Annotated in this window: 24 protein-coding genes; 11 read left to right on the forward strand and 13 right to left on the reverse strand. The window is 71.2% G+C overall.

Features of this window, described 5'->3' with window-relative positions:
* The 3 genes from IEZ10_RS37230 to IEZ10_RS37240 form a co-directional block, all read right to left on the reverse strand.
* A partial coding sequence (locus IEZ10_RS37230) for a trypco2 family protein (RefSeq protein WP_308426340.1) occupies window positions 1-179 on the reverse strand: 179 nt, incomplete at its 3' end.
* A 601-nt stretch (window positions 180-780) separates the two neighbouring features.
* Window positions 781-2313, reverse strand: a complete 1533-nt coding sequence (locus IEZ10_RS37235) for a YncE family protein (protein WP_189251205.1) — start codon at window positions 2311-2313, stop codon at window positions 781-783.
* 209 nt (window positions 2314-2522) lie between these two features.
* Complete coding sequence (locus tag IEZ10_RS37240; RefSeq protein WP_189251206.1) at window positions 2523-2660, reverse strand: hypothetical protein; 138 nt, start codon at window positions 2658-2660, stop codon at window positions 2523-2525.
* 612 nt (window positions 2661-3272) lie between these two features.
* On the opposite strand from IEZ10_RS37240, the gene IEZ10_RS39640 reads away from it, so the two are divergent.
* The gene (locus IEZ10_RS39640; protein ID WP_229812047.1) at window positions 3273-3647 is read left to right on the forward strand and encodes a hypothetical protein; all 375 of its coding nucleotides are present in this window, start codon (window positions 3273-3275) and stop codon (window positions 3645-3647) included.
* A 127-nt stretch (window positions 3648-3774) separates the two neighbouring features.
* On the opposite strand, the gene IEZ10_RS37250 is transcribed toward IEZ10_RS39640, so the two are convergent.
* From IEZ10_RS37250 to IEZ10_RS37270, 5 genes are all read right to left on the reverse strand, one after another.
* Window positions 3775-4095 carry a DUF1330 domain-containing protein gene (locus IEZ10_RS37250; RefSeq protein WP_189251207.1) on the reverse strand — a complete coding sequence of 107 codons (321 nt, stop codon included), beginning with the start codon at window positions 4093-4095 and terminating at the stop codon, window positions 3775-3777.
* Window positions 4096-4100: 5 nt separating this feature from the next.
* On the reverse strand, window positions 4101-5534 hold the full coding sequence (locus IEZ10_RS37255; RefSeq protein ID WP_189251208.1) for an MFS transporter: 1434 nt from the start codon (window positions 5532-5534) through the stop codon (window positions 4101-4103).
* Entirely contained in the window at window positions 5531-5989 is a 459-nt protein-coding gene (locus IEZ10_RS37260; protein ID WP_229812048.1) for a MarR family winged helix-turn-helix transcriptional regulator, read from the reverse strand. The genes IEZ10_RS37255 and IEZ10_RS37260 overlap by 4 nt, the downstream gene beginning before the upstream one ends.
* 24 nt (window positions 5990-6013) lie before the next feature.
* Window positions 6014-6277 carry a hypothetical protein gene (locus IEZ10_RS37265; protein WP_189251209.1) on the reverse strand — a complete coding sequence of 88 codons (264 nt, stop codon included), beginning with the start codon at window positions 6275-6277 and terminating at the stop codon, window positions 6014-6016.
* Between the two features lie 323 nt (window positions 6278-6600).
* Entirely contained in the window at window positions 6601-6981 is a 381-nt protein-coding gene (locus tag IEZ10_RS37270) for a winged helix-turn-helix transcriptional regulator (RefSeq protein ID WP_268246427.1), read from the reverse strand.
* A 125-nt stretch (window positions 6982-7106) separates the two neighbouring features.
* Here IEZ10_RS37270 and IEZ10_RS37280 point away from each other — a divergent pair, with 125 nt between their 5' ends.
* Window positions 7107-7610 carry a TIGR00725 family protein gene (locus IEZ10_RS37280; RefSeq protein WP_229812049.1) on the forward strand — a complete coding sequence of 168 codons (504 nt, stop codon included), beginning with the start codon at window positions 7107-7109 and terminating at the stop codon, window positions 7608-7610.
* Between the two features lie 256 nt (window positions 7611-7866).
* Here the strand turns inward: IEZ10_RS37280 and IEZ10_RS37285 are convergent, their stop codons facing one another.
* A complete protein-coding gene (locus tag IEZ10_RS37285; protein ID WP_189251211.1) occupies window positions 7867-8397 on the reverse strand; it encodes a shikimate kinase in 531 nt (176 codons plus the stop codon).
* Window positions 8398-8563: 166 nt separating this feature from the next.
* Here IEZ10_RS37285 and IEZ10_RS37290 point away from each other — a divergent pair, with 166 nt between their 5' ends.
* From IEZ10_RS37290 to IEZ10_RS37300, 3 genes are read left to right on the forward strand one after another with little or no spacing between them, the layout of a single operon-like run.
* On the forward strand, window positions 8564-8992 hold the full coding sequence (locus tag IEZ10_RS37290) for a helix-turn-helix domain-containing protein (protein ID WP_189251212.1): 429 nt from the start codon (window positions 8564-8566) through the stop codon (window positions 8990-8992).
* The gene (locus tag IEZ10_RS37295; RefSeq protein WP_189251213.1) at window positions 8989-9939 is read left to right on the forward strand and encodes an alpha/beta fold hydrolase; all 951 of its coding nucleotides are present in this window, start codon (window positions 8989-8991) and stop codon (window positions 9937-9939) included. The genes IEZ10_RS37290 and IEZ10_RS37295 overlap by 4 nt, the downstream gene beginning before the upstream one ends.
* Complete coding sequence (locus tag IEZ10_RS37300) at window positions 9932-10300, forward strand: DUF4180 domain-containing protein (protein WP_189251214.1); 369 nt, start codon at window positions 9932-9934, stop codon at window positions 10298-10300. The genes IEZ10_RS37295 and IEZ10_RS37300 overlap by 8 nt, the downstream gene beginning before the upstream one ends.
* Window positions 10301-10324: 24 nt before the next feature.
* Here IEZ10_RS37300 and IEZ10_RS37305 read toward each other — a convergent pair whose 3' ends face one another.
* The 3 genes from IEZ10_RS37305 to IEZ10_RS37315 form a co-directional block, all read right to left on the reverse strand.
* Window positions 10325-10561: a DUF5302 domain-containing protein gene (locus tag IEZ10_RS37305; RefSeq protein ID WP_189251215.1), complete on the reverse strand. Its 237-nt coding sequence runs from the start codon at window positions 10559-10561 to the stop codon at window positions 10325-10327.
* A gap of 104 nt (window positions 10562-10665) precedes the next feature.
* Window positions 10666-11838: a Gfo/Idh/MocA family protein gene (locus tag IEZ10_RS37310; protein ID WP_189251216.1), complete on the reverse strand. Its 1173-nt coding sequence runs from the start codon at window positions 11836-11838 to the stop codon at window positions 10666-10668.
* A gap of 214 nt (window positions 11839-12052) precedes the next feature.
* Window positions 12053-12235: a hypothetical protein gene (locus IEZ10_RS37315; RefSeq protein ID WP_189251217.1), complete on the reverse strand. Its 183-nt coding sequence runs from the start codon at window positions 12233-12235 to the stop codon at window positions 12053-12055.
* Window positions 12236-12324: 89 nt separating this feature from the next.
* Here IEZ10_RS37315 and IEZ10_RS37320 point away from each other — a divergent pair, with 89 nt between their 5' ends.
* From IEZ10_RS37320 to IEZ10_RS37330, 3 genes are all read left to right on the forward strand, one after another.
* Window positions 12325-12762, forward strand: a complete 438-nt coding sequence (locus tag IEZ10_RS37320) for a MarR family winged helix-turn-helix transcriptional regulator (protein WP_179822532.1) — start codon at window positions 12325-12327, stop codon at window positions 12760-12762.
* A gap of 25 nt (window positions 12763-12787) precedes the next feature.
* Window positions 12788-13012, forward strand: coding sequence for an HGxxPAAW family protein (locus IEZ10_RS37325; protein ID WP_189251218.1), 225 nt, complete (start codon window positions 12788-12790; stop codon window positions 13010-13012).
* A gap of 208 nt (window positions 13013-13220) precedes the next feature.
* Entirely contained in the window at window positions 13221-14639 is a 1419-nt protein-coding gene (locus IEZ10_RS37330; RefSeq protein ID WP_229812050.1) for a cation:dicarboxylate symporter family transporter, read from the forward strand.
* Window positions 14640-14824: 185 nt separating this feature from the next.
* On the opposite strand, the gene IEZ10_RS37335 is transcribed toward IEZ10_RS37330, so the two are convergent.
* On the reverse strand, window positions 14825-15889 hold the full coding sequence (locus IEZ10_RS37335; protein WP_189251219.1) for a LacI family DNA-binding transcriptional regulator: 1065 nt from the start codon (window positions 15887-15889) through the stop codon (window positions 14825-14827).
* A gap of 161 nt (window positions 15890-16050) precedes the next feature.
* On the opposite strand from IEZ10_RS37335, the gene IEZ10_RS37340 reads away from it, so the two are divergent.
* The 3 genes from IEZ10_RS37340 to IEZ10_RS37350 all read left to right on the forward strand — a co-directional run bounded on the left by IEZ10_RS37340 (window position 16051) and on the right by IEZ10_RS37350 (window position 18888).
* Window positions 16051-16866: an ABC transporter permease gene (locus IEZ10_RS37340; protein ID WP_189251220.1), complete on the forward strand. Its 816-nt coding sequence runs from the start codon at window positions 16051-16053 to the stop codon at window positions 16864-16866.
* A gap of 43 nt (window positions 16867-16909) precedes the next feature.
* Window positions 16910-17926: an ABC transporter substrate-binding protein gene (locus IEZ10_RS37345; protein ID WP_189251221.1), complete on the forward strand. Its 1017-nt coding sequence runs from the start codon at window positions 16910-16912 to the stop codon at window positions 17924-17926.
* Between the two features lie 143 nt (window positions 17927-18069).
* A complete protein-coding gene (locus tag IEZ10_RS37350; protein ID WP_189251222.1) occupies window positions 18070-18888 on the forward strand; it encodes an ABC transporter ATP-binding protein in 819 nt (272 codons plus the stop codon).
* The last annotated feature ends 85 nt before the right edge of the window (window positions 18889-18973 follow it).

Here is an 18973-nt window from a genome sequence, read left to right on the forward strand (position 1 = left end):
GTGACGACCCACGCCTTGAACCCGCCCTTGGCCTTGGCGTCCACCTTCAGCTCCACGGCGAACTCCAGCTCGATCGGCCCCACGGTGAAGGCGATCTCACTGCCCGCCCCGCGCACCGCGGCCGCCAGTAACTCATCCCGGACCGCCTCGACCGCGTCCGCCAGCTCGATCTCCACCACGCCTCCTCAACACCGCACGCCCGCCCGCGCCGCTCGTGCCCCGGTACGGCAGCGGCACCGGGACGCATCACGGGATCACTCACCGTAAAGCAGACGTCCCGCCGACGCCGATGGTTTCCGCGGATCACCGCCGATCCGCCGCTGGCCCCCGGACTGGTACGGGCTCTTTCCCGATCACCATCGGCGTGCAGGCGGGGGCCGAGCAGCAACGGAACGGTCAGTGGCGTTAGTGAGGCCGCCGGGCGCGGCTTACCGCCACTCGCCGTTCCATTGCCGCTCGACCCCCGCCTCACCCGTTTACGGAAGGAGGCCCAGCCGCGTGATGGTCAGCGGCGCAGCAGCAGCCGCAGCACGCGCAGGGCTCGGGTGCGGCGGCCGCGGTCGGTGGAGAAGACGTGGCCCGCTGCGAGGACGGCCAACAGCGGAGGCAGACCAAGTACGGGGAAAGGGGCAGTGCCGCGCTTCTTCCCGGAGAAGGAGAAGGAGTTTGTGAGCCACGACCGGGTGGCCGTGATCGTCAGCGAAGACGCCATCGTGGCTGCGTTTCGACGCCGTACCTGGCTGGGCGCTGCCCGGCGGCATGGCCGGGCAGCGCCGCTGGTCACTTGGTCGGTTCGTAAACCGTGACGACGTGGCTCGCCTGCGCCGGTCCGGTCTGGCCGCCGCCGGCCCAGTGCGCGGTGTAGGTGTACTCGCCCGCGCTCGGTACGTCGGTGAACATGTACGACGCACTGGGGTTGATCCCTACCCGCCACTGCACGGTTTCGCCGTCATTGCCGCTGCGGGTGCGCCGGACGGTGATCGTGCCGCTGCGCGGAGCGGTGGCGCCCGTCACCTGGAGCTGTCCGCTGAACACGAGCCTCGTGCCGGCGACCGCGCTCGTGGGCCCGGTCAGCGTGAGCGTGGTCACGTATCTGACCGCCGTGGTGAGGGAGGCCTTGCTCCAGCGGTGGCTCTCGTCGCCGTTCCAGAGCACGGTGTAGGTGAGCTCCCCCCCGATCGGTGGCGTGTCGGTGATGGTGAAGGTTCCGTCCGCCGCGGTGGTCACGCTGGGCAGTTCCGTGCTGGTTCCGTCGGGCAGGGTGCGGGTCACGGCCAGCGGTTGTGCGCCCGGCACGGTCCCGTCGTCGAATGCCAGTCGTCCCGTCAAAGTGAGCGGTTGCTGCGCGGCCCCGCCAGACTCGGCTGTCAGCGTCAACGTGGAGGCCGGCAGAGTCACGTCATGGAGCCGCCACAGGTAGAGGTGGTCCGAATCCGTTTTCAGCAGGCTGAAGATGTCGCGGCCGGAGAAGGCAGCACTTCCGTTGACTATCTCACCTTCCGGGAGGCTTGCGGCATAGATCTCCGCGCCCGAGGCCCTGTCGTACAGCGTCATCCCGCCGGCGGAGAGCTGATTGCGCCCACCCGCGATGTAGGCGCCGTCCGGGCTGATGGCGACGGTTGCCGGGTATCCCTCAGCCTCGGGACCTTTCTCGTAGCTGTGCACCAGGGCCAAGGTGGCGGCGTCCCACATCTCGAAGGCGTCCGGAAGCACGAACGCCGAGATCACGTGCGAGCCGTCCGGGGTGACGGCGACATCGTTCAACCGGCCGTGGGAGTAGGTGTGCCCGTCGATCTCGCCGCGGAAGACAGGAGCGGCACCGCTCACGTCGTAGACGAACAGGTCAGCCGGACTGCCGCCCCCTTCGCCGACCACCAGCGTGTTCCCTGCCGCCGCGAGGTACGGGCCCGACTTCAGAGGAACCTCGAACGGCGCTGGCTCCGGCGTCGTCACCGACAGGTCGAGGCCGAGGGCGCCGGACGCGCCGCCGCAGCCGTCATAGCCGACCCACAGCCGTTCGCCGGTGAGCGCCAGGCTCGATGGGCATCCGTAGGCGGTGAGATCGACGCGCCGGGTGATCTCCCGCGTGGCGGTGTCGATCTCGGCCACCTCTCCCGAGCCCGTCAGCGCGGCGTACAGGCGGGTGCCGTCGGGTGTCATGGCCAAGCCGTACGCGCCGGACAGGCCGGTGATGGTGCCCTCGACCTCGCCTGTGGTGTCCGCGATGACGATGCGATCGTCGATCGAAACGGCGACCTTGTTGCCTCCGACGACCAGGTCGGTGCTGTAGGAGAAGGCGCCGAGATCGGTCACGGAGTCCTCGGCCGAGGCTGGGGAAACCGGGGCGATGAGTAGGCCGGCTGTCAGGGCCAGGACGCCGGCCAGCGCGCCCGGCCATGACAGGGCGGATCTACGAGGTGTCGCGGATAAGAAGCGCACGTGAAGCTCCGCTCGTAAAAGGTAAGGATGAGCTGAAACTCCCTGATCAAGCCAGAAAGGCACGCTTGAAGTCAAGATCTACTTCAGTGGTCACCGACGGTCAGGCCGTATCCGTCCTCCACCGTGTCGGCTTCTGAGAGTTCTTTGAGGGCGAGACCGCAATCAGGCCCGCCGGCGAACGCCAGGCCGGTGACTGCGGCTGGGCGGCCGTCCAGCACCATGATGGCTGCCGTGGCGGCGGCCGCGTGCCACGCATGGGACCGGGCGAGTGTGGCCCGTCAGTGGCTGGCCGAGAGGCCGTGCCGGTGGCCTCCTGGGGCTGACCAGACCAGCCCCAGCGCCGATCATATTGGGCAGACGGCAAATCCTCTGACCAGCGGCCCGCTGCCCCTTCCTCTCGTACTTGGTCTGCCTCCCAACAGGAGGGCAGCGGAGGCGCCAAGGGCGCCCAGCTGGGAGAGGATTGTCATGGGTGCGCCCGTTCGCCTTGGAGTGCGCCCCGGGCGGGGTGGCGTGATGCCGGCGACGGTTGCGACGGGCCGGTACACGCCACCCCGTTCACCTGCCTGGACAGCAGGTGCGGGACGGGGCCAGCGGGGATGCCGGCGGCGTGGCTCCAGGTTGGGGGACACGAAAGCCTTGTTGACGATCACACCCGATCTTTGACGAGACGGGATGAAGACGTACACCGCATGACGGATGCTGCCGGCCGCTGACACTCATGAGCTGGAGCGCTGACGATTCCTGACACGCCATCCACGTCCGCGGGAGGGACCCGGCGAGCGCGTCGGGCAGTTCGCGCGAACCGGCTTTACGTTTTCTGACGGTCTGGGATGCTCGATCCCACCATGGTCGAGACCCCTTCACCCCCGCCCGGCCTAGACGCCCTAGCCGCTCTGCGCGAGCGACTGCAGGAGCTGTACCGTTACCACGGCAAACCCGGCTACCGCGAGCTGGCCAAGCGCACCGGCAATGCGGTCAGCCACACCACGGCACACGCAGTGATCCGCTGTCAGAAGCCGCCGCGCTGGGGCCAACCGGAGTTCATCGTCGAGCGCCTGAAAGCCGTCGGCCGCGCCTCCGTCGAGCACGGCTTCGCGCACCTGAAGACCTGGAGCATCCTCACCGAACTCCGCACGAGCCCCGCCCGCGCCGCCAACCTGCTCCGCGCCCTGCTCGTCCTGACGAACCTCGAACTCGACCGCTGACAGACGATCAAGACCGAAGACAGCCGCCCACGACCAGCACGAGCACCCACGAACCCCGCCACATCAGCAGCCGCACCAGCGAAAACCAAGATGGTGGATCTTCGGTGAAGATCCGACTGGACCTCGGTCAGTCGATGCCTTCGACGAGGCGGAAGTCGCGTTCGACACCGTCGGAGAGGGCGACCAGCGCCTCCTGGTAGGCCGCACTCTCGTACGCCGCGACGGCCTGCTCGAAGCTGTCGAACTCGATCAGGACGGTGCGCTCGGCGATTCCGGCGTCATGCGCCACGACCCGACCGCCACGGACAAGGGTCCGACCGCCCCCGGCCTTGACGGCCGGACCGGCCAGCTTGTTGTACGCAGCCAGCTTCTCAGGGTCTGAAATGGTGCGGTAGACGCTGACCCAGTAGCCCTTGGGCTGGAACCTCCAGTGTTGGGATGAGTGCATCTGACTTACGGGTTGGTCTCGGACGAGCGTCGGCGGGCGAGAGCGAGGCTTGTCAGCGTCGTGATCGCCATGGCGCCGATGCCGACCAGCGCCGCGGTGGTGTAGGCGCTGTCGTCGGGGAAGAGGCGGCCGGGGCCGGTGCCCGCGGCGAGGATCAGGCCGCCGATGGCGCTGCCCAGGGAGTACCCGACGCTGCGGACGACGTAGTTGAAGCTCATGGCGCTCGACGTCTCGCTCTTGGGGGTGACGGCCAGGATGACGCCGGGCATCGCGGCCGAGAAGCCGCCGACGCCGAAGCCGAGCACGCCCATCGCCGCGAACAGTTCGGCCAGGTCCGACCGGGCCGCCGCGAACAGGGCGAACCCGCCGCCGACCACGACGGCGCTGCCGGCCAGGAGCAAGGGATCGGCGATCCGCGTCCGGACCCGCGGCGTGAGCTTGCCGGCGACGAACCCCAGCACCGAGAACGGGATGAGGACCAGCCCGGCGACGAAGGTCGTCAGCCCGAAACCGTAGCCGGCGCCGTGCGGCGTCTGCGCGTACCGGGTGATGAGCGTGAGCAGGAGGTACATGCCGATCCCGCCGACGAACATGGCGAGGTTCGCCCCGGCGACCGCCGGGTGCCGCACCGCCCGCACATCGACCAGGGGCGTCGTGCTGCGCAGCTCGATGACGGCCCAGACGCAGAGCAGCACCACCGCGACGACGGCGAGGCCCGCCGCCACGGCGAGGTGCCGGCTCCACAGATTCCGTTCGCCGGCGAGGAACAGCACCAGGAGCAGCGCGGCGGCCAGGACGACCGCGCCTGCCACGTCCACGTGGGCGGAGCGGCCTTCGGGGGCTTCGGGCATGGAGCGCCACGCGGTCAGGAGGGCGGCGGCGGTGACGACCAGGCCGAGGCCGTAGGCGGCCCGTACCCCGCCGAGCTCGGCGAGCAGTGCGGCCAGCGGGTAGCCGACGCCGGCCCCGATGATCGAGACCACCGAGATCAGGGCGATCACGGCCGCGCTGCGCTCCTCGGGGAGGTGGTCCCGGGCCACGCCCATCATCAGCGCCGTCAGCCCGAGCCCGACGCCCTGGGCCGCCCTGCCGGCCAGCAGCCACGCGAACGGCAGCGGCAGCACGGTGAGCGCGCTGCCGGCGACGACGATCGCCAGCGTGGCGAGGATCGTGGCCCGCCGGTGCGGGCCGGCTCCGAGCCGGCCCAGGACCGGCGTGGCGACGGCGCCGCTGAGCAGCGCGACGGTCAGCGTCCACTGCGCGCTGCCGAGCGAGACGTGGAACGAGGTCGCCACGCTGGTGATGAGCGGCGTCCCGAGGCTGGCGACCGCCGCCACGACCAGAGCGATGAACATCAGGGCGGGAACCAGCAGCCGCGCCTCGGAACGCGCCACCGGGAACGCCTTCACCGCGCCCCCGCCGACCGGCTGCCCGGTCACTGCTTCGGCCCTTCGCGGTCCTGGCTTTCGAGCTCTGCCAGATGCTTCAGCGCCGGAAGGGCCGCCATCAGCGCCTCGACCTCGTCGCCGGTGAGCTCGCCGATCAACCGCTCGAACGCGTGGACGCCCGCCTGGCGCCGCGTCCGGACATAGGAGGCACCGGCCTCGGTCAGGCACACCAGCGTGACCCGCTTGTCGGACGTGTCGCCCCGCCGCTCGACCAGGCCGGACTCCTCCATCACCCGGACCAGGGTGGTCATCGCGGGCTGGGTGACGCCCTCGACCGCGGCCAGATCGGTGATGCGCCGCGGGCCGGTCCGGTCCAGGGTGGCCAGGGTGGCGGCGGACGTCAGGCTCATGTCCCGGGGCAGGCGTCTCGCGGCCCTGGTGGCCAGGCCGTAGAGGGCTGCCCCGATGGCGGCGGACGCGCCAGGAGTGGTGTCTTGATGGCTCATGCTCGAAGCATAGCGTTTTTATATTCATAGTTTATGGAAATGGTCGACTGGCGCGGGCGGCCTCGACCGCTGGGAGCCGGCGGCGATGATCCGGTTGGCGGTCTTCTGGCCGGTGGTGAGCTTGCGGGCGCGGGTGGCCTTGTGGCCGGTGACGACGACTTGGTCGTTGCAGTCCTTGTCGAGGCCGAGGAAGCCCAGGTCGGCCAGGGCGCCGAGGCCGGCGGCTTTCAGGTGCTCGACGATGTGGCCGTGACGGCCCGGTACCCGGCCTCGCCGTCCACGCCGCACCCGCCGACATCGCCGCCGCGCCCGGATCGCCCACATCGAGACCTGCGCCGAGTGCGGCGACGACGCCGAGATCCTCGCCGGCCTCTACGACGAATCGCTGCCGCCTGCCGAGCTCGCCGTCCACATCGTCACCGCCCATGACCCGCCGTGTCAGCAACGGAAGCTGTTGACCAGGCTCAATGCGATCGCGTGTACCTGGTAGCAGCTTCGTTGACGGCAGGCCCCGATGCGGGACGACCGTGCCGGCCGCGTCCCGGACGAGTGGTCATGGGCCGGCTCACCGGATCCCTGACGCGGGGGTGGCTTCCGCCGCGCCGCGAGGGTCACTGGCGTCCGGCGTCGAACGCGGTTCTGCTGGCCCCGATCCGGGGGCTGTGTTCGATGGCCCAGCCGGCGAGCGCCAGAGCGGGCGGGATGAGGCTCTCGCCCAGCGGGGTGAGAGCGTACTCGACGCGCGGCGGGACCTCCGCGTAGACGGTGCGGAACACGAGGCCGTCCCGTTCGGGATTGCGCAGGGTCAGGGTGAGCATCCGCTGCGAGATGCCGGTGACGCGCTTGTGCAGGTCGGTGAAGCGCATTCGTCCCTCGTCGAGCGTGGCCACGATCAGCATCGTCCACTTGTCGCAGATCCGGTCCGGGATCGCGCGGATCGCGCGGCCGCCGCCGGCCTCGTTCTGGTACAGATCGGTGGCATGACGCTGCACCTGTCCCGCGGCGAGGTGCGGGAGATCGGGCTTAATATCGGGCTTCTGGCCCTGGCGGCCGTGACCTGCTGGCTGGGAGCGGTCGTCTGGCTCTAGCCGTGGGCCCGTGGCGCACCGTCCGGCCGGTGACGACGGCCGGATGGGAGGATCTCATCGTGGCGATCCAGGTGTCGGTGTGCGGTCCGCGTGACTGCACGGGCGAGGACGAGTCCAACGCCCGCGAGGTCGGCCGGTTGCTGGCCGAGCGCGGCGCGGTGGTGATCTGCGGCGGCTACACGGGCGTGATGGCCGCGGTGGCGGCCGGGGCCCGCTCGGCGGGCGGCACGGTGGTCGGCGTCCTGTCCCGGCCGGACCGGGAGCAGGCCAATCCGGACCTCTCCGTCGTCATCCCGACCGGCGTCGGGGAGGCCCGGAACGGCATCATCGCCAACTCGGGCGACGCCGTGATCGTCATCGGCGGATCGTGGGGGACGCTGTCGGAGCTGGCGCTCGCGATGCGCCGCGGCCGGGTCCCCGTGGTCCAGCTCGGCGGGTGGCGGATCCTCGACCGCGAGGGGCGTCCGGTCCCCGGGGTCAGGCACGTCTCCTCCCCGGAGGAGGCTCTGGGGGCCACCGGCCTGTGGGACTGACCGGCCGGTACCCGACGCGTCGCGCGTAGCGCCGCCGATCCTCCGGCGACTCTGATGGCCCGGCACGCGGGTGTCCGGCCGCCGGAGACGACGCCGGATCGTCCCGGCTGCCCGGCCCGCCCGTCCCAACCGTCTGGACCGTTCACCTCGCCCGGCCCGCCCGGCCCGCCCGTCCCAACCGTCTGGACCGTCCGCCTCGCCCGGCCCGCCCGGCGGCCCGGCCTGTGCGCCTCGCCCGCCCCGCCCGCGGATCCCGCTATCCGGCTTGCTTCTCCAGATGGTCCAGGATGGCGCGGGCCACCTCGCGCTTGGACATCTTCGGCCGCTCGAAGCGCAGGTCGGCCACCTCGGCGAAGGACGCGGCCCGGCGCTCGTACAGTTCCTTCGCCAGGTCCAGCGGCTTCTTGCCGAACCGCGGGCGGTGCGGCTTCTCCTCGATCTTCTTGGCGATGAACTCGGGCTCGGCGTCCAGCCACACCACCAGGGCCGGTTTGAGCGCCTCCCGGCATCGCGGGTCGTCCAGGACGCTGGCCGCGGCGGCGATGATCGGCGCGGGCCGTTCGGCGAGACCGTCCAGCAGGTGCTCGGCCTCGCGGGCGTGCAGCTCGGTGACGCCCGCGGTCTCGGCGATCGCGGCCGCGGTGATGCCGTAGCGCTTCTCGAGGTAGTCGTCGCTGTCGCGCACCGGCCGGTTCAGGGCCTCGCCCAGCACCTCCGAGACGCTGGTCTTACCGGCGCCCATCAGGCCGACCACCACGATCGGGACGTCCGCCGCCGTGTCTGCCATGTAAGCCACCTCCGGTCCTCAGGGGAAACGAGAAAGGGGTCTTCCGTCTCCCTTGCCCCGGAAGCCCTCGCCTAGCCCTCCCGATCTCCCGGCCTCCCAGCTATGTTCCTTTCTTTCCGAAAAATACTCTTTTGCTCCCTATCTCATAGGAGGATAAGGTATTTCCATGCCAGATCGCTTCTACTCCGTGGAGCAGGTCGCCGAGCACCTGGGCCTCCACCCACGCACCGTCCGCAACTACGTGCGGGACGGGCGGCTCGCCGCGGTCCGCATCGGCAAGCAGTACCGGATCGCGCACGAGGACCTGGAGGCGTTCACCGGCCACCCGGTGCCCCCGCCGCCGACTGAGACGGTCCGGCGGCGGCACATCGACGTGTCGAGCATCGTGGAGATCGACGGGGTCAGCCGCGAGACGGCCGACCGCCTGAGCACCCTCCTGATGACCGCGGTCACCGATCGCCGCCCCGGTGACCAGCCGCTGCGGATCGAGACGGTCTACGACGAGGAGAGGGCGCGGATGAAGGTCATCGTCCTGGGCGGTCTGCGGGACACCTCCCGTTTGTTCGACTACATGGAGGGGGTGCTCGCGACGTGAGCGCGATCTACCGGTCCGAGGCCGGCGCGAACGAGATCCGGCGGCGGTACCGGAAGGCGCTGGACGACTGGCCGGTTCCCGCCGAACAGGTGCGGGTGCCCACCCGCCACGGCAAGACCTTCGTCGTCGTCTCCGGCCCGCAGGACGCGCCGCCCGTGGTGCTGCTGCACGGCGCGGGGGCGAACGCGACGATGTGGCGGGACGACGTCACCACCTGGGCGCGGCGTTTCCGCACCTGCGCCGTGGACCTCATCGGTGAGCCGGGCCTGAGCGCGCCGTCGCGCCCGCCCCTGGACTCCGACGCCCACGCGCTGTGGCTGGACGACGTGCTGGACGGCCTCGGGGTCACCGCCGCCTCGATCGTCGGAACCTCCCTCGGCGGATGGGTGGCGCTGGACTACGCCGTCCGCCGCCCGCGGCGGGTGACGCGCCTGGCCCTGCTGTGCCCCGGCGGCCTGGGCCGGCAGAAGACCGGCTGGATGGTCAGGGCGCTGCCGCTGCGCCTGTTCGGGCACCGCGGGTTGCGCCGGTCGGCGCGGATCGCCACCGGCCTGAAGTCACCGCAGGCCGGGCCGGTCCTCGACTCCCTGATGCTGACCTTCACGGAGTTCAAACCACGCATGGAGCGGCTGCCGGTGTTCCCCGACGACGCGCTGCGCCGCCTGACCGTGCCCGTGCTGGTGACGGTCGGCGGCCACGATGTCATGTTCGACTCCGCGGAGACCGCCCGTCGCGTGCGCCGCTGCGTCCCGCACGCCGTCGTGAACGTGCTGCCCGAGGTCGGGCACGCGATCCTCGGCCAGGCCGGGTCCGTCTCAGCGTTCCTCTCGTCCGGGGCCGCGCGCGGCGGCGACGCCGGTCCGCTCCGCGGGGAGATCGGCGGCTCACCCGAGGCCGTGCCCGGCGACGCCGGTGGTGTGCTCACCGAGGAGGCCGACGGTGCCTGACGTCACGCGGGAACTGGCCGGGGTGCCGGTGCTGGTGTGCGACCCGGCCGGGCCGCCGGTGGCCACGATGGAGGACGCGCTGGACCTGATCGGTGCGGCGTTCCTCGGCGTCCAGGTGGTCGCCGTGCCCGCGAGCCGCCTGGACGAGCGCTTCTTCTCCCTGGGCACCGGCTTCGCCGGGGAGGTCATGCAGAAGTTCGTGAACCACCGGCTGCGGCTGGCCGTCGTCGGGGACATCTCCCGGCACCTGGCGGCCAGCTCGGCCCTGCGCGCCCTCGTCCACGAGTCGAACCTGGGAGAGCACGTGTGGTTCCTCCCGGACCTCGACGCGCTCGACGTCCGGCTGGCCGCGGCCGGCTGACCGCGGCTCAGCCGCTCCTGTGGGTCAGCCGCTCTTACGGCGGAAGGAGCGCTTGCCCCCGGCCGGGCCCTGGGACCCGTGGATCTTCGAGGCGCCCTTGCCACGGCCGCCGCCGTTCAGCTCCATCTGGGCCTGCTTCTTGCGCTCCAGGGCCTCGCGGAACTTGCGCTTGAGCTCGTCGTCGGTGCTCTCCGCGCCGTCGGCGCCTTCGACGGCCCGGGTGCTCTCGGTGCCGTCGGGCTCCGGCGTGACGTCAGGCATGCGAACCTCCTGGTCTCGGGACGGCCCGGCTTCGGCCGACCGGAACATCATCTTCTCACGTCCGGAACACCGCCCGGCTGGCCGGGAGGCGCGCTCGCCGTCGGTCAGACCTGCCCGGCGGTGAAGTAGGCGGCCAGGTCCGGCGCGACCGGCGGCACCTCCCGGGGGACGGAGCCGTCCCGCAGCGACTCGGTGGCGCGGACCGCCGCCGCGACGCTGTCGCGCGCCGCCACGGGGGAGGTGTCGGTCGTCCCGCCCTCCACGGCGAACCGGACGAACTCGCCGACCAGAGCCTCGTCCGCGCCGCCGTGGCCGCCGGCGCCCACCTCGACGGGCACCCGGAGGTCGCCCTCGGGGTCGTAGTCGCGCCGCCCGGCGTTCCACACCCGCACCACGGCCCCCTCCCCGTGGTCGCCGAAGTTCTCCAGGCGGCCCGCGGTGCCGATGACGGTGTAGTTGCGCCAGTAGTCGGGGGTGAAGTGGCACTGCTGGTAGGCGGCGTGGACGCCGTTCTCCAGGCGCATGTGCATCATGGACAGGTCCTCGACGTCCACCACCGGGTTCAGCCCCCGCTGGGCGAGCGGGGGCCAGTTGGTCTCCGGGCTGTACCAGTCGGCCGGCGTCCCGGGGGAGCGGTCGGTGACCCGGCCGTAGACGGTCAGCGCGCCCATGGCGCTGACCAGCTCCGTCCTGGCCCCGGCCAGCCAGTGGATCACGTCGATGTCGTGGGCGCCCTTCTGCAGCAGCAGGCCGGTGGTGTTGCGGCGGTCGGCGTGCCAGTCCTTGAAGTAGAAGTCGCCGCCGTGCCCGACGAAGTGACGGCACCACACCGCCCTGACCTCGCCGATCGCGCCCTCGGTGATGAGCCGCCGCATGACGCGTACGACCGGCATGTGGCGCATGTTGTGCCCCACGTACAGCCGGGCGCCGTGGTCGCGTGCCGTATGGAGGATCAGGTCGCAGTCCTCCACGGTGGTCGCGAGGGGTTTCTCCACCAGCGTGGGTTTCCCGGCCCGCAGCGCGGCCAGCGCCGGCTCCAGGTGCGCGTGGTCGGGGGTGAGGATCATCACCGCGTCCACGTCCGAGGTCAGGAGATCGGCGAGGTCCGCGGTGACGCGCGTGCCGGGGCCGAAGTCGGCGCGGGCGCGCTCCCGGGCCTCAGGGGCGGGGTCGCACACGGCCACCACCGCGCTGCCGTTCCCCGGCCGGTGAGCCTCGCGCGCCAGCGACCCCCTCATGCCGTATCCCGCCACCCCGATACGCAGGTCGTCGCCCATGGCCGCTCCCGTCACCGCGCGTTTTTGATCGTTTCTGCCGCGATCACTCTAGATACGCGCACGAACGAGCGCCAGGGCCTGTGCGGGCCCGTGTGAGCCGGGTGGGGTGCGGGCTCACACGGGCTTCATACGGGCCGGGCGGGTGCGGGGCGGAGGGCGGGCCCCGGCGTACGGCGAGGGCCTCCGGCGGTGCGGAAGGCGGGGGAGCGGGGGCTCAGTGCATGTCCATGACCATCAGCAGCACCAGGCCCGCCAGGTGGCCGAGCACCACGAAGATGATCACGAAGAGGAAGACGAACTTCGCCGGGCCGTGCTCGAAGTACTTGCCCTCGCGGAGCTCGGAACGCCCCGCCTGGCGTTCGGCGATCCGCTCCTCGATCGGCTTGCGGTTGAACATGGAGCTCCTCAGGGCCGGTGATGCTTGGTGCCGCAATGCTTTGTGCACCAATTACCTTACTATGTCGATTGGAGGTGCATGTGAGTGATATGACCGAGGCGCTGCGCCTGGAACGGCAGGTGTGCTTCGCCCTCGCGGTGGCCTCGCGCGGCGTCATCGGGGTCTACCGGCCGCTGCTGCAGCCGATGGGGCTGACCCACCCGCAGTATCTCGTGATGCTCGCCCTGTGGGAGCACGACCAGCTCTCTGTGAAGGAGCTGAGCAAGCTACTGAGACTCGACCCCGGTACGCTGTCACCGCTCCTCAAAAGACTTGAGGCGATCGGTTACCTCCGGCGGCGGCGTGACAGCCGGGACGAACGCGTCCTGGCGATCACACTCACCCCGGAGGGCCGGCAGTTGAGGAGTGAGGCTGAGAGGATCCCGCCGTCCGTCGCCCGGCGACTGGGTATGGACCTGGAGGAGCTGCAGGAGCTCCACCGGGTGCTCACCAGAGTGATCGCTGCCGCGGACGACACGCATCGTTGATGCACAGAAAGGATAGATAAGGCTCATGGCTGGAAGCCACGGAGGAAGCCCCAAGTCTTGGCTTGCGGTGCTCGTTATTTTGGTCGGGTTCGGGGTCGGCGGAGTGGGCCTGTGCGTCGGACCCAGCTGGATCATGTTCTGGGTGGGGGTCGGGATCGTCGCCGTCGGCGGTCTGCTCGCCCTGATGGTGGACATCTTCTCCGACGTGATCATTGACGCTCCCCGTGAGCCGCTGAACCACGGCGGCTGATCCGGAGGCCCCCGTCCTCCCGGAGCCCGTCCCCGGGCGGTCTGACGGATCGCCCGGACCCGTCGTCCGCGGTCGGGTCCGCGTGCCTGCCGCCGCGTACCCGCCGCCGGTCCGATGTCCGTAATGGCGGCATGAGGGTGACATGGGTCACATCCGAGGTGCATAGTCGTCTGACGACTTCGCATCGAGGATCGGAGGCCCGTCGCCCATGTCCCGAGACCGGACTCGCTACCTGTACCTGGCCGTCGTCCTGGCGGTGGCCGCCGGCATCGCCGTCGGGCTGCTGGCCCCGGATCTCGGCACGGCGCTGAAGCCTCTGGGCACGGCCTTCGTCAACCTCATCAAGATGATGATCAGCCCGATCATCTTCTGCACCATCGTGCTCGGCGTCGGCTCCGTCGCGCAGGCCGCCAAGGTCGGCCGGGTCGGCGGCCTGGCGATCGGCTACTTCCTCGTCATGTCCACCGTCGCGCTGGCCATCGGCCTGGTCGTGGGCAACCTGGTGGACCCCGGCCACGGCCTCCAGCTCACCGACGAGCTGCGCAGGTCCGCCCAGGCCGAGGCGGCCAAGGGCGGCGAGAGCGACACCGTCTCCTTCCTGCTCGGGATCATCCCGACCACGCTGGTGTCGGCGTTCACCGAGGGGCAGGTGCTGCAGACCCTCCTGGTCGCGCTGCTCGCCGGGTTCGCCCTGCAGGCCATGGGGGAGCGCGGCGTCCCCGTCCTGAACGGCGTCGCCCATATCCAGCGGCTCGTCTTCCGCATCCTCGCCATGATCATGTGGGCCGCCCCGGTCGGCGCCTTCGGCGCGATGGCCGCGGTGGTCGGCGCCACCGGCCTGGACGCGCTCCGCAGCCTCGGCCTCATCATGCTCGCCTTCTACGTGACCTGCCTGGCGTTCGTGCTGGGCGTCCTCGGGCCGCTGCTGTGGCTGGTGGCCCGGATCAGCCTGCTGTCCCTGCTGCGTTATCTCGGCCGGGAGTTCCTGCTCATCCTGTCGACCTCCTCCTCGGAGTCGGCCCTGCCCCGGCTGATCGCCAAGATGGAGCACCTGGGCGTGAGCCGCCCCGTCGTCGGCATCACCGTGCCGACCGGCTACTCGTTCAACCTGGACGGCACCGCCATCTACCTCACGATGGCCACGCTGTTCATCGCCGGCGCCACCGGCGCCCCGCTGTCGGTCGGCGAGCAGGTCTCCCTGCTCGCATTCATGATCATCGCTTCCAAGGGCGCGGCCGGCGTCACCGGCGCGGGCCTGGCGACCCTCGCGGGCGGCCTGCAGTCGCACCGCCCCGCGCTGGTGGACGGTGTCGGCCTGATCGTCGGCATCGACCGCTTCATGTCCGAGGCGCGGGCGCTGACCAACTTCGCGGGCAACGCGGTCGCCACCGTTCTGGTCGGCACCTGGACCGGCGAGTTCGACCGGGAACGCGCGGCCGAGGTGCTCTCCGGCCGCGTCCCCTTCGACGAGGCGACCCTCCTGGACGAGCACGACGGCCGCGACGGCCGCGACGGCCGCGACGGCCGCGATGGCCACGGCGAGGACCGCGACCGCGACGGCGGGAACGGCGACGGGCGCGGTCTCACCCCGCCCGGAAGGCCCGGTGAGATCGTGGAGACCGCCTGACCCGTGTCTCCGCCCCCGGCGCGGCGCCCGCCGTACCGGGGAGGGTGTACGGGGGACGCGGGGGAGCGGCGAGGGCGTCGGCCCGGGACCTCGGTGAGGGCGCGGGGGAGTGACGCGGGCGTCGGCCCGGGGTCTCGGTGAGCGGGCGCGGGGACCTTTCCCGCCGCTGGGGAGCGGTGCGGGTGTCAGCCCGGGGTCTCGGTGAGCGGGCGCGGGGACCTTTCCCGCCGCGGCCGTGCGGCGGGGGCCGAGGTGCTCGCGCGCAGGACGACGGTTCCCGGGACGCGTTCGACGCGGCTGCGCCCGGCGGTGGCGGGCCGCAGGGCCAGCGCCATGACGCGCCTGCCGATCTCCTCCAGCGGCAGCGCCACGGTGGTCAGCGGCGGCGTCAGGTCGCCGACCACCGGGATGTCGTCGAACCCGGCCAGCGAGACGTCGCCGGGCACGGTCAGGCCGTGGTCGCGGAAGGCGGCCAGCGCGCCGACCGCCATGATGTCGGTCGAGGCGAAGACGCAGGTGGCGCGCAGGCCGCGGGCGACCAGCTCGGAGGCGGCCCGGTGGCCGCCGTCGCGGCTGAAGGCCCCCTCCACGATCTGGTCCGGGGCGATCCTCACCCCCGCCTCGGCGAGCGCCTCCTGGAAACCGGCGAGGCGGTCCACCACGGTGGTGATGACCGGCGGCCCGGTGAGCACGGCGAAGTCGCGGTGGCCGAGGCCGAGCAGCGCCCTGGCCAGCGCGGCGGCCCCGGCGCGGTTCTCGGGCAGGACCGAGTCGACGCGGAGGCCGTGGTGGCGGCTGACCGCGGCGATGCGCGTTCCCGCGGCGGCGCACCGGGCCAGCTCCTCGCGCATCGCGCCCTGCCAGGCGCGGTCCTCGAACCCCGAGCCGGTCAGCAGGATCGCCCGGACGCGCTGGCCGCGCATCATGGAGACGTAGGACAGCTCGCGGGCCGGGTCGCGGAAGGTGCTTCCCATGATCACATGGAGGTCGTGCTCCGCGGCGGCGCGCATGACCCCGCCGGAGATCCCCGCGAAGTAGGGGTCGCTGACGTCGTGGCAGATGACGCCCACCGCCTGGCTGGAGGCGCGGGCGAGGGCCTGGGCGTGGGCGTTCGGGGTGTAGGCGAGCCGCTCCGCGGCGGCCAGGACCCGCTCGCGGAGGTCGGCGCGCACGCGGGTGGTGCCGTTGAGCGCGCGGGAGGCGGTGGCGGAGGAGACCCCCGCCTCGCGGGCGACATCGTTGAGAGTCACCTGCGACCATTTGTCCAATTCCTCCCTCACCTCCTCTTGACCCGTATGTGAGATGGCCCCTACCGTACACCGGAAAGCGCTTTCTGACAGCGCTTTCAGATCAACAGAAAGCGCTTGCACACGGGCTGCGCCCGTACGCGGGCGAAAGGAGGGTGCTCATCATGAGCATGAACCCCGGCGGGTCCGAGGGACGGCTGCTCGCCGTCCTCGAACGGAGCTGGCGGCCGGTCGCGCTGCTCGTCGCCTGCTTCGCCGTCTGGTGGGCGATCACCTCCACCCAGCTGGTGCCGCCCTACCTCGTTCCGTCGCCGGGGACGACCCTGGGGGTGATGACGGAGAAGTCATCGTATCTCTGGCAGCACACCTGGGTGACCACCTACGAGACCGTCCTCGGCTTCGTCATCGCCGTCGTCATCGGCGTCCTGGCGGCCGTGGTGATGGTCTACTCCACGACCGTGGAGAAGACGCTCTACCCCGTCCTGCTCTTCGCGCAGGTCATCCCCAAGATCGCCATCGCCCCGCTGTTCGTGGTCTGGCTCGGTTTCGGGCTGACCCCCAAGGTCGTCGTCGCCGTGCTGATCGCGTTCTTCCCCGTCGTCATCTCCATGGTGACCGGCCTGAAGTCCGTCGACCCCGAGATGCTCCAGCTCGCCGCCACCATGGGCGCGAGCCCGCTCAAGACCTTCGCCAAGATCCGTTTCCCCGCCTCCCTGCCGCACCTGTTCTCCGGCCTGAAGGTGGCCGTCACGCTCGCGGTGACCGGCGCCGTGGTCGGCGAGTTCGTCGGTGCGAACGAGGGACTGGGCTTCGTGATCCTGCAGGCCAACGGCAACCTCGACACCCCCATGCTGTTCGCGGGACTGCTGGTGATGTCGCTGATCGGCGTCGTGCTGTTCGTCCTCGTCGAGATCGCCGAGCAGCTGATGCTGCCCTGGCACGCCAGCCGGCGTGGCGAGGCCGCGACCACGACCCTCTGAAGCCTCGAACCGGCCACCGACCACCCCCAAGGAAGGCACCCCCGTGAAATCCCGGATCGTCATCGCCGCCCTGCTGCCGGCCCTCCTCCTCACCGCCTGCGGCGGCGAGGACGGCGGGACGACCACCAGCGCGTCGGGCAAGAAACTCGACCAGGTGACGCTCACGCTCAACTGGTACCCGTACGGCGAGCACGCGCCGTTCTACCTCGGCAAGAAGCAGGCCGTCTTCGAGAAGCACGGCATCGACCTGAAGATCCAGGCCGGCCAGGGCTCGCAGAAGACCATCCAGGCCACCGGGGCGGGGCAGACCGACTTCGGCTGGGCCGACACCCCCGCGCTGCTGGCCTCCGTCTCCCAGGGCGTCCCGGTCAAGAGCCTCGGGGTCTACCTGCAGACCACCCCGGCCTCCGTGCAGTTCTTCGACGAGAAGAACATCACCGACCCCGCCGGCATCAAGGGCAAGAAGATCGCCATCACCGCCGGTGACGCGCTGTCCAAGACGTTCCCGGCCTTCCTCAAGCAGAACGGCCTGGCCGAGAACGACGTGCAGCTGCAGAACACCGACCCGGCGGGGAAGATCGCCGCGGTGATCTCCGGCCAGGCCGACGCCCTGCTCGGCTACGCCTCCGACCAGGGGCCGACGATGCAGGAGAAGGCCGGCAAGAAGGTCTCCTACCTGCGCTTCTCCGAGTTCGGCCTCAACTTCTACAGCAACGGCCTCCTGACCTCCACCAAGAACCTGGAGAGCAGGGCCGACCTGGTCAAGCGCATGGTCGCGGCGACCAGCGAGGCGTGGGCCGCAGCCGAGAAGGACCCGCAGGCGGCGGTGGACGCGATGGACGGCGCCTCCGAGCAGCTCCCCAGCAAGCAGGTGCTGCTCGACCAGTTCAAGACCACCGTCACGCTGCTGCACACCGACGCGACCAAGGGCATGGCCCCGGGCGTCAACACCGCCGCGGACTGGCAGACGACGATCGACACCTTCGTCAAGGCGGGTGTGATCACCAAGGCCGAGGCGCCGGCCGCCTACTGGGACGAGAGCGTCACCCCGAAGGGGTGAGCGCGCCGCCCCCGGGGGGCGGGCACGCCGGCTTCCTTCCCGGAGCCGGAGAGCCCGGGGCCGGAGAGCCCTCAGGGGCGGAGAGGACCCCGGGGAAAGCCCGGGGGCCGGAAGGCCGGGGAGATCACGTTGGAGGGATGGGGATGAAAGGCAACCTGGAGGCCGAGCGCACGCCCGGTGCCGCGACCGCGGTCGCGGCGGTGGAGCTCGACGCCGTCGCGGTCCGGTTCAGGGCCAAGAAGAAGGAGGTGACCGCGCTGCGCGACGTCTCGCTGAGCGTCGCGCCCGGCGAGTTCGTCTCGATCGTCGGCCCCTCGGGTTGCGGCAAGTCGACCCTGCTGAAGCTGGTCTCCGGCCTGCTGCGGCCGTCGGCGGGCAGCGTGCGCCTCTTCGGGGAGGCGGTCGGCGGCACCAGGCACGACATCGGGTACGTGTTCCAGCGCGCCGCCCTGCTGGAGTGGCGGTCCGCCCGCCGCAACATCCTGCTCCAGGCGGAGATGCGCGGGATGCCCGCCGCCGAGGCCGGCCGGAGGGCGGACGAGCTGATCGAGATGACCGGGCTCACCGGCTTCGAGGACGCTCTGCCGCACGAGCTGTCGGGCGGCATGCAGCAGCGGGTGGCGCTGTGCCGGGCGCTGCTGCACCGCCCGCCGGTCCTGCTGATGGACGAGCCGTTCGGCGCGCTCGACGCGCTCACCCGCGAGCAGATGAACGTCGAGCTGCACCGGATCTGGCGGGAGACCGGCACGACCGTGCTCCTGGTCACCCACTCCATCGCCGAGTCGGTCTACCTCGCCAACCGGGTCCTGGTGATGACCGCGCGGCCGGGGACCGTCGCCGAGATCATCGACGTCGACCTGCCCGGCTCCCGCGACTACGCCGAGACGATGTCGCAGCCCTCGTTCGCCGAGGCCACCGGCCGGATCCGCGACCTGCTCGGCGCCGCCACGGCGACGGACTGACCGGCCGGCCGGCCCGGCGGGGCCGGGGGAACCGTCCCGGCCCCGTTCCCGGTCCCGCGCCGTGTGGCGCCACGCCCGCCGCGCG

The sequence above is a fragment of the Streptosporangium pseudovulgare genome, assembly GCF_014648055.1.
Taxonomy (GTDB): domain Bacteria; phylum Actinomycetota; class Actinomycetes; order Streptosporangiales; family Streptosporangiaceae; genus Streptosporangium; species Streptosporangium pseudovulgare.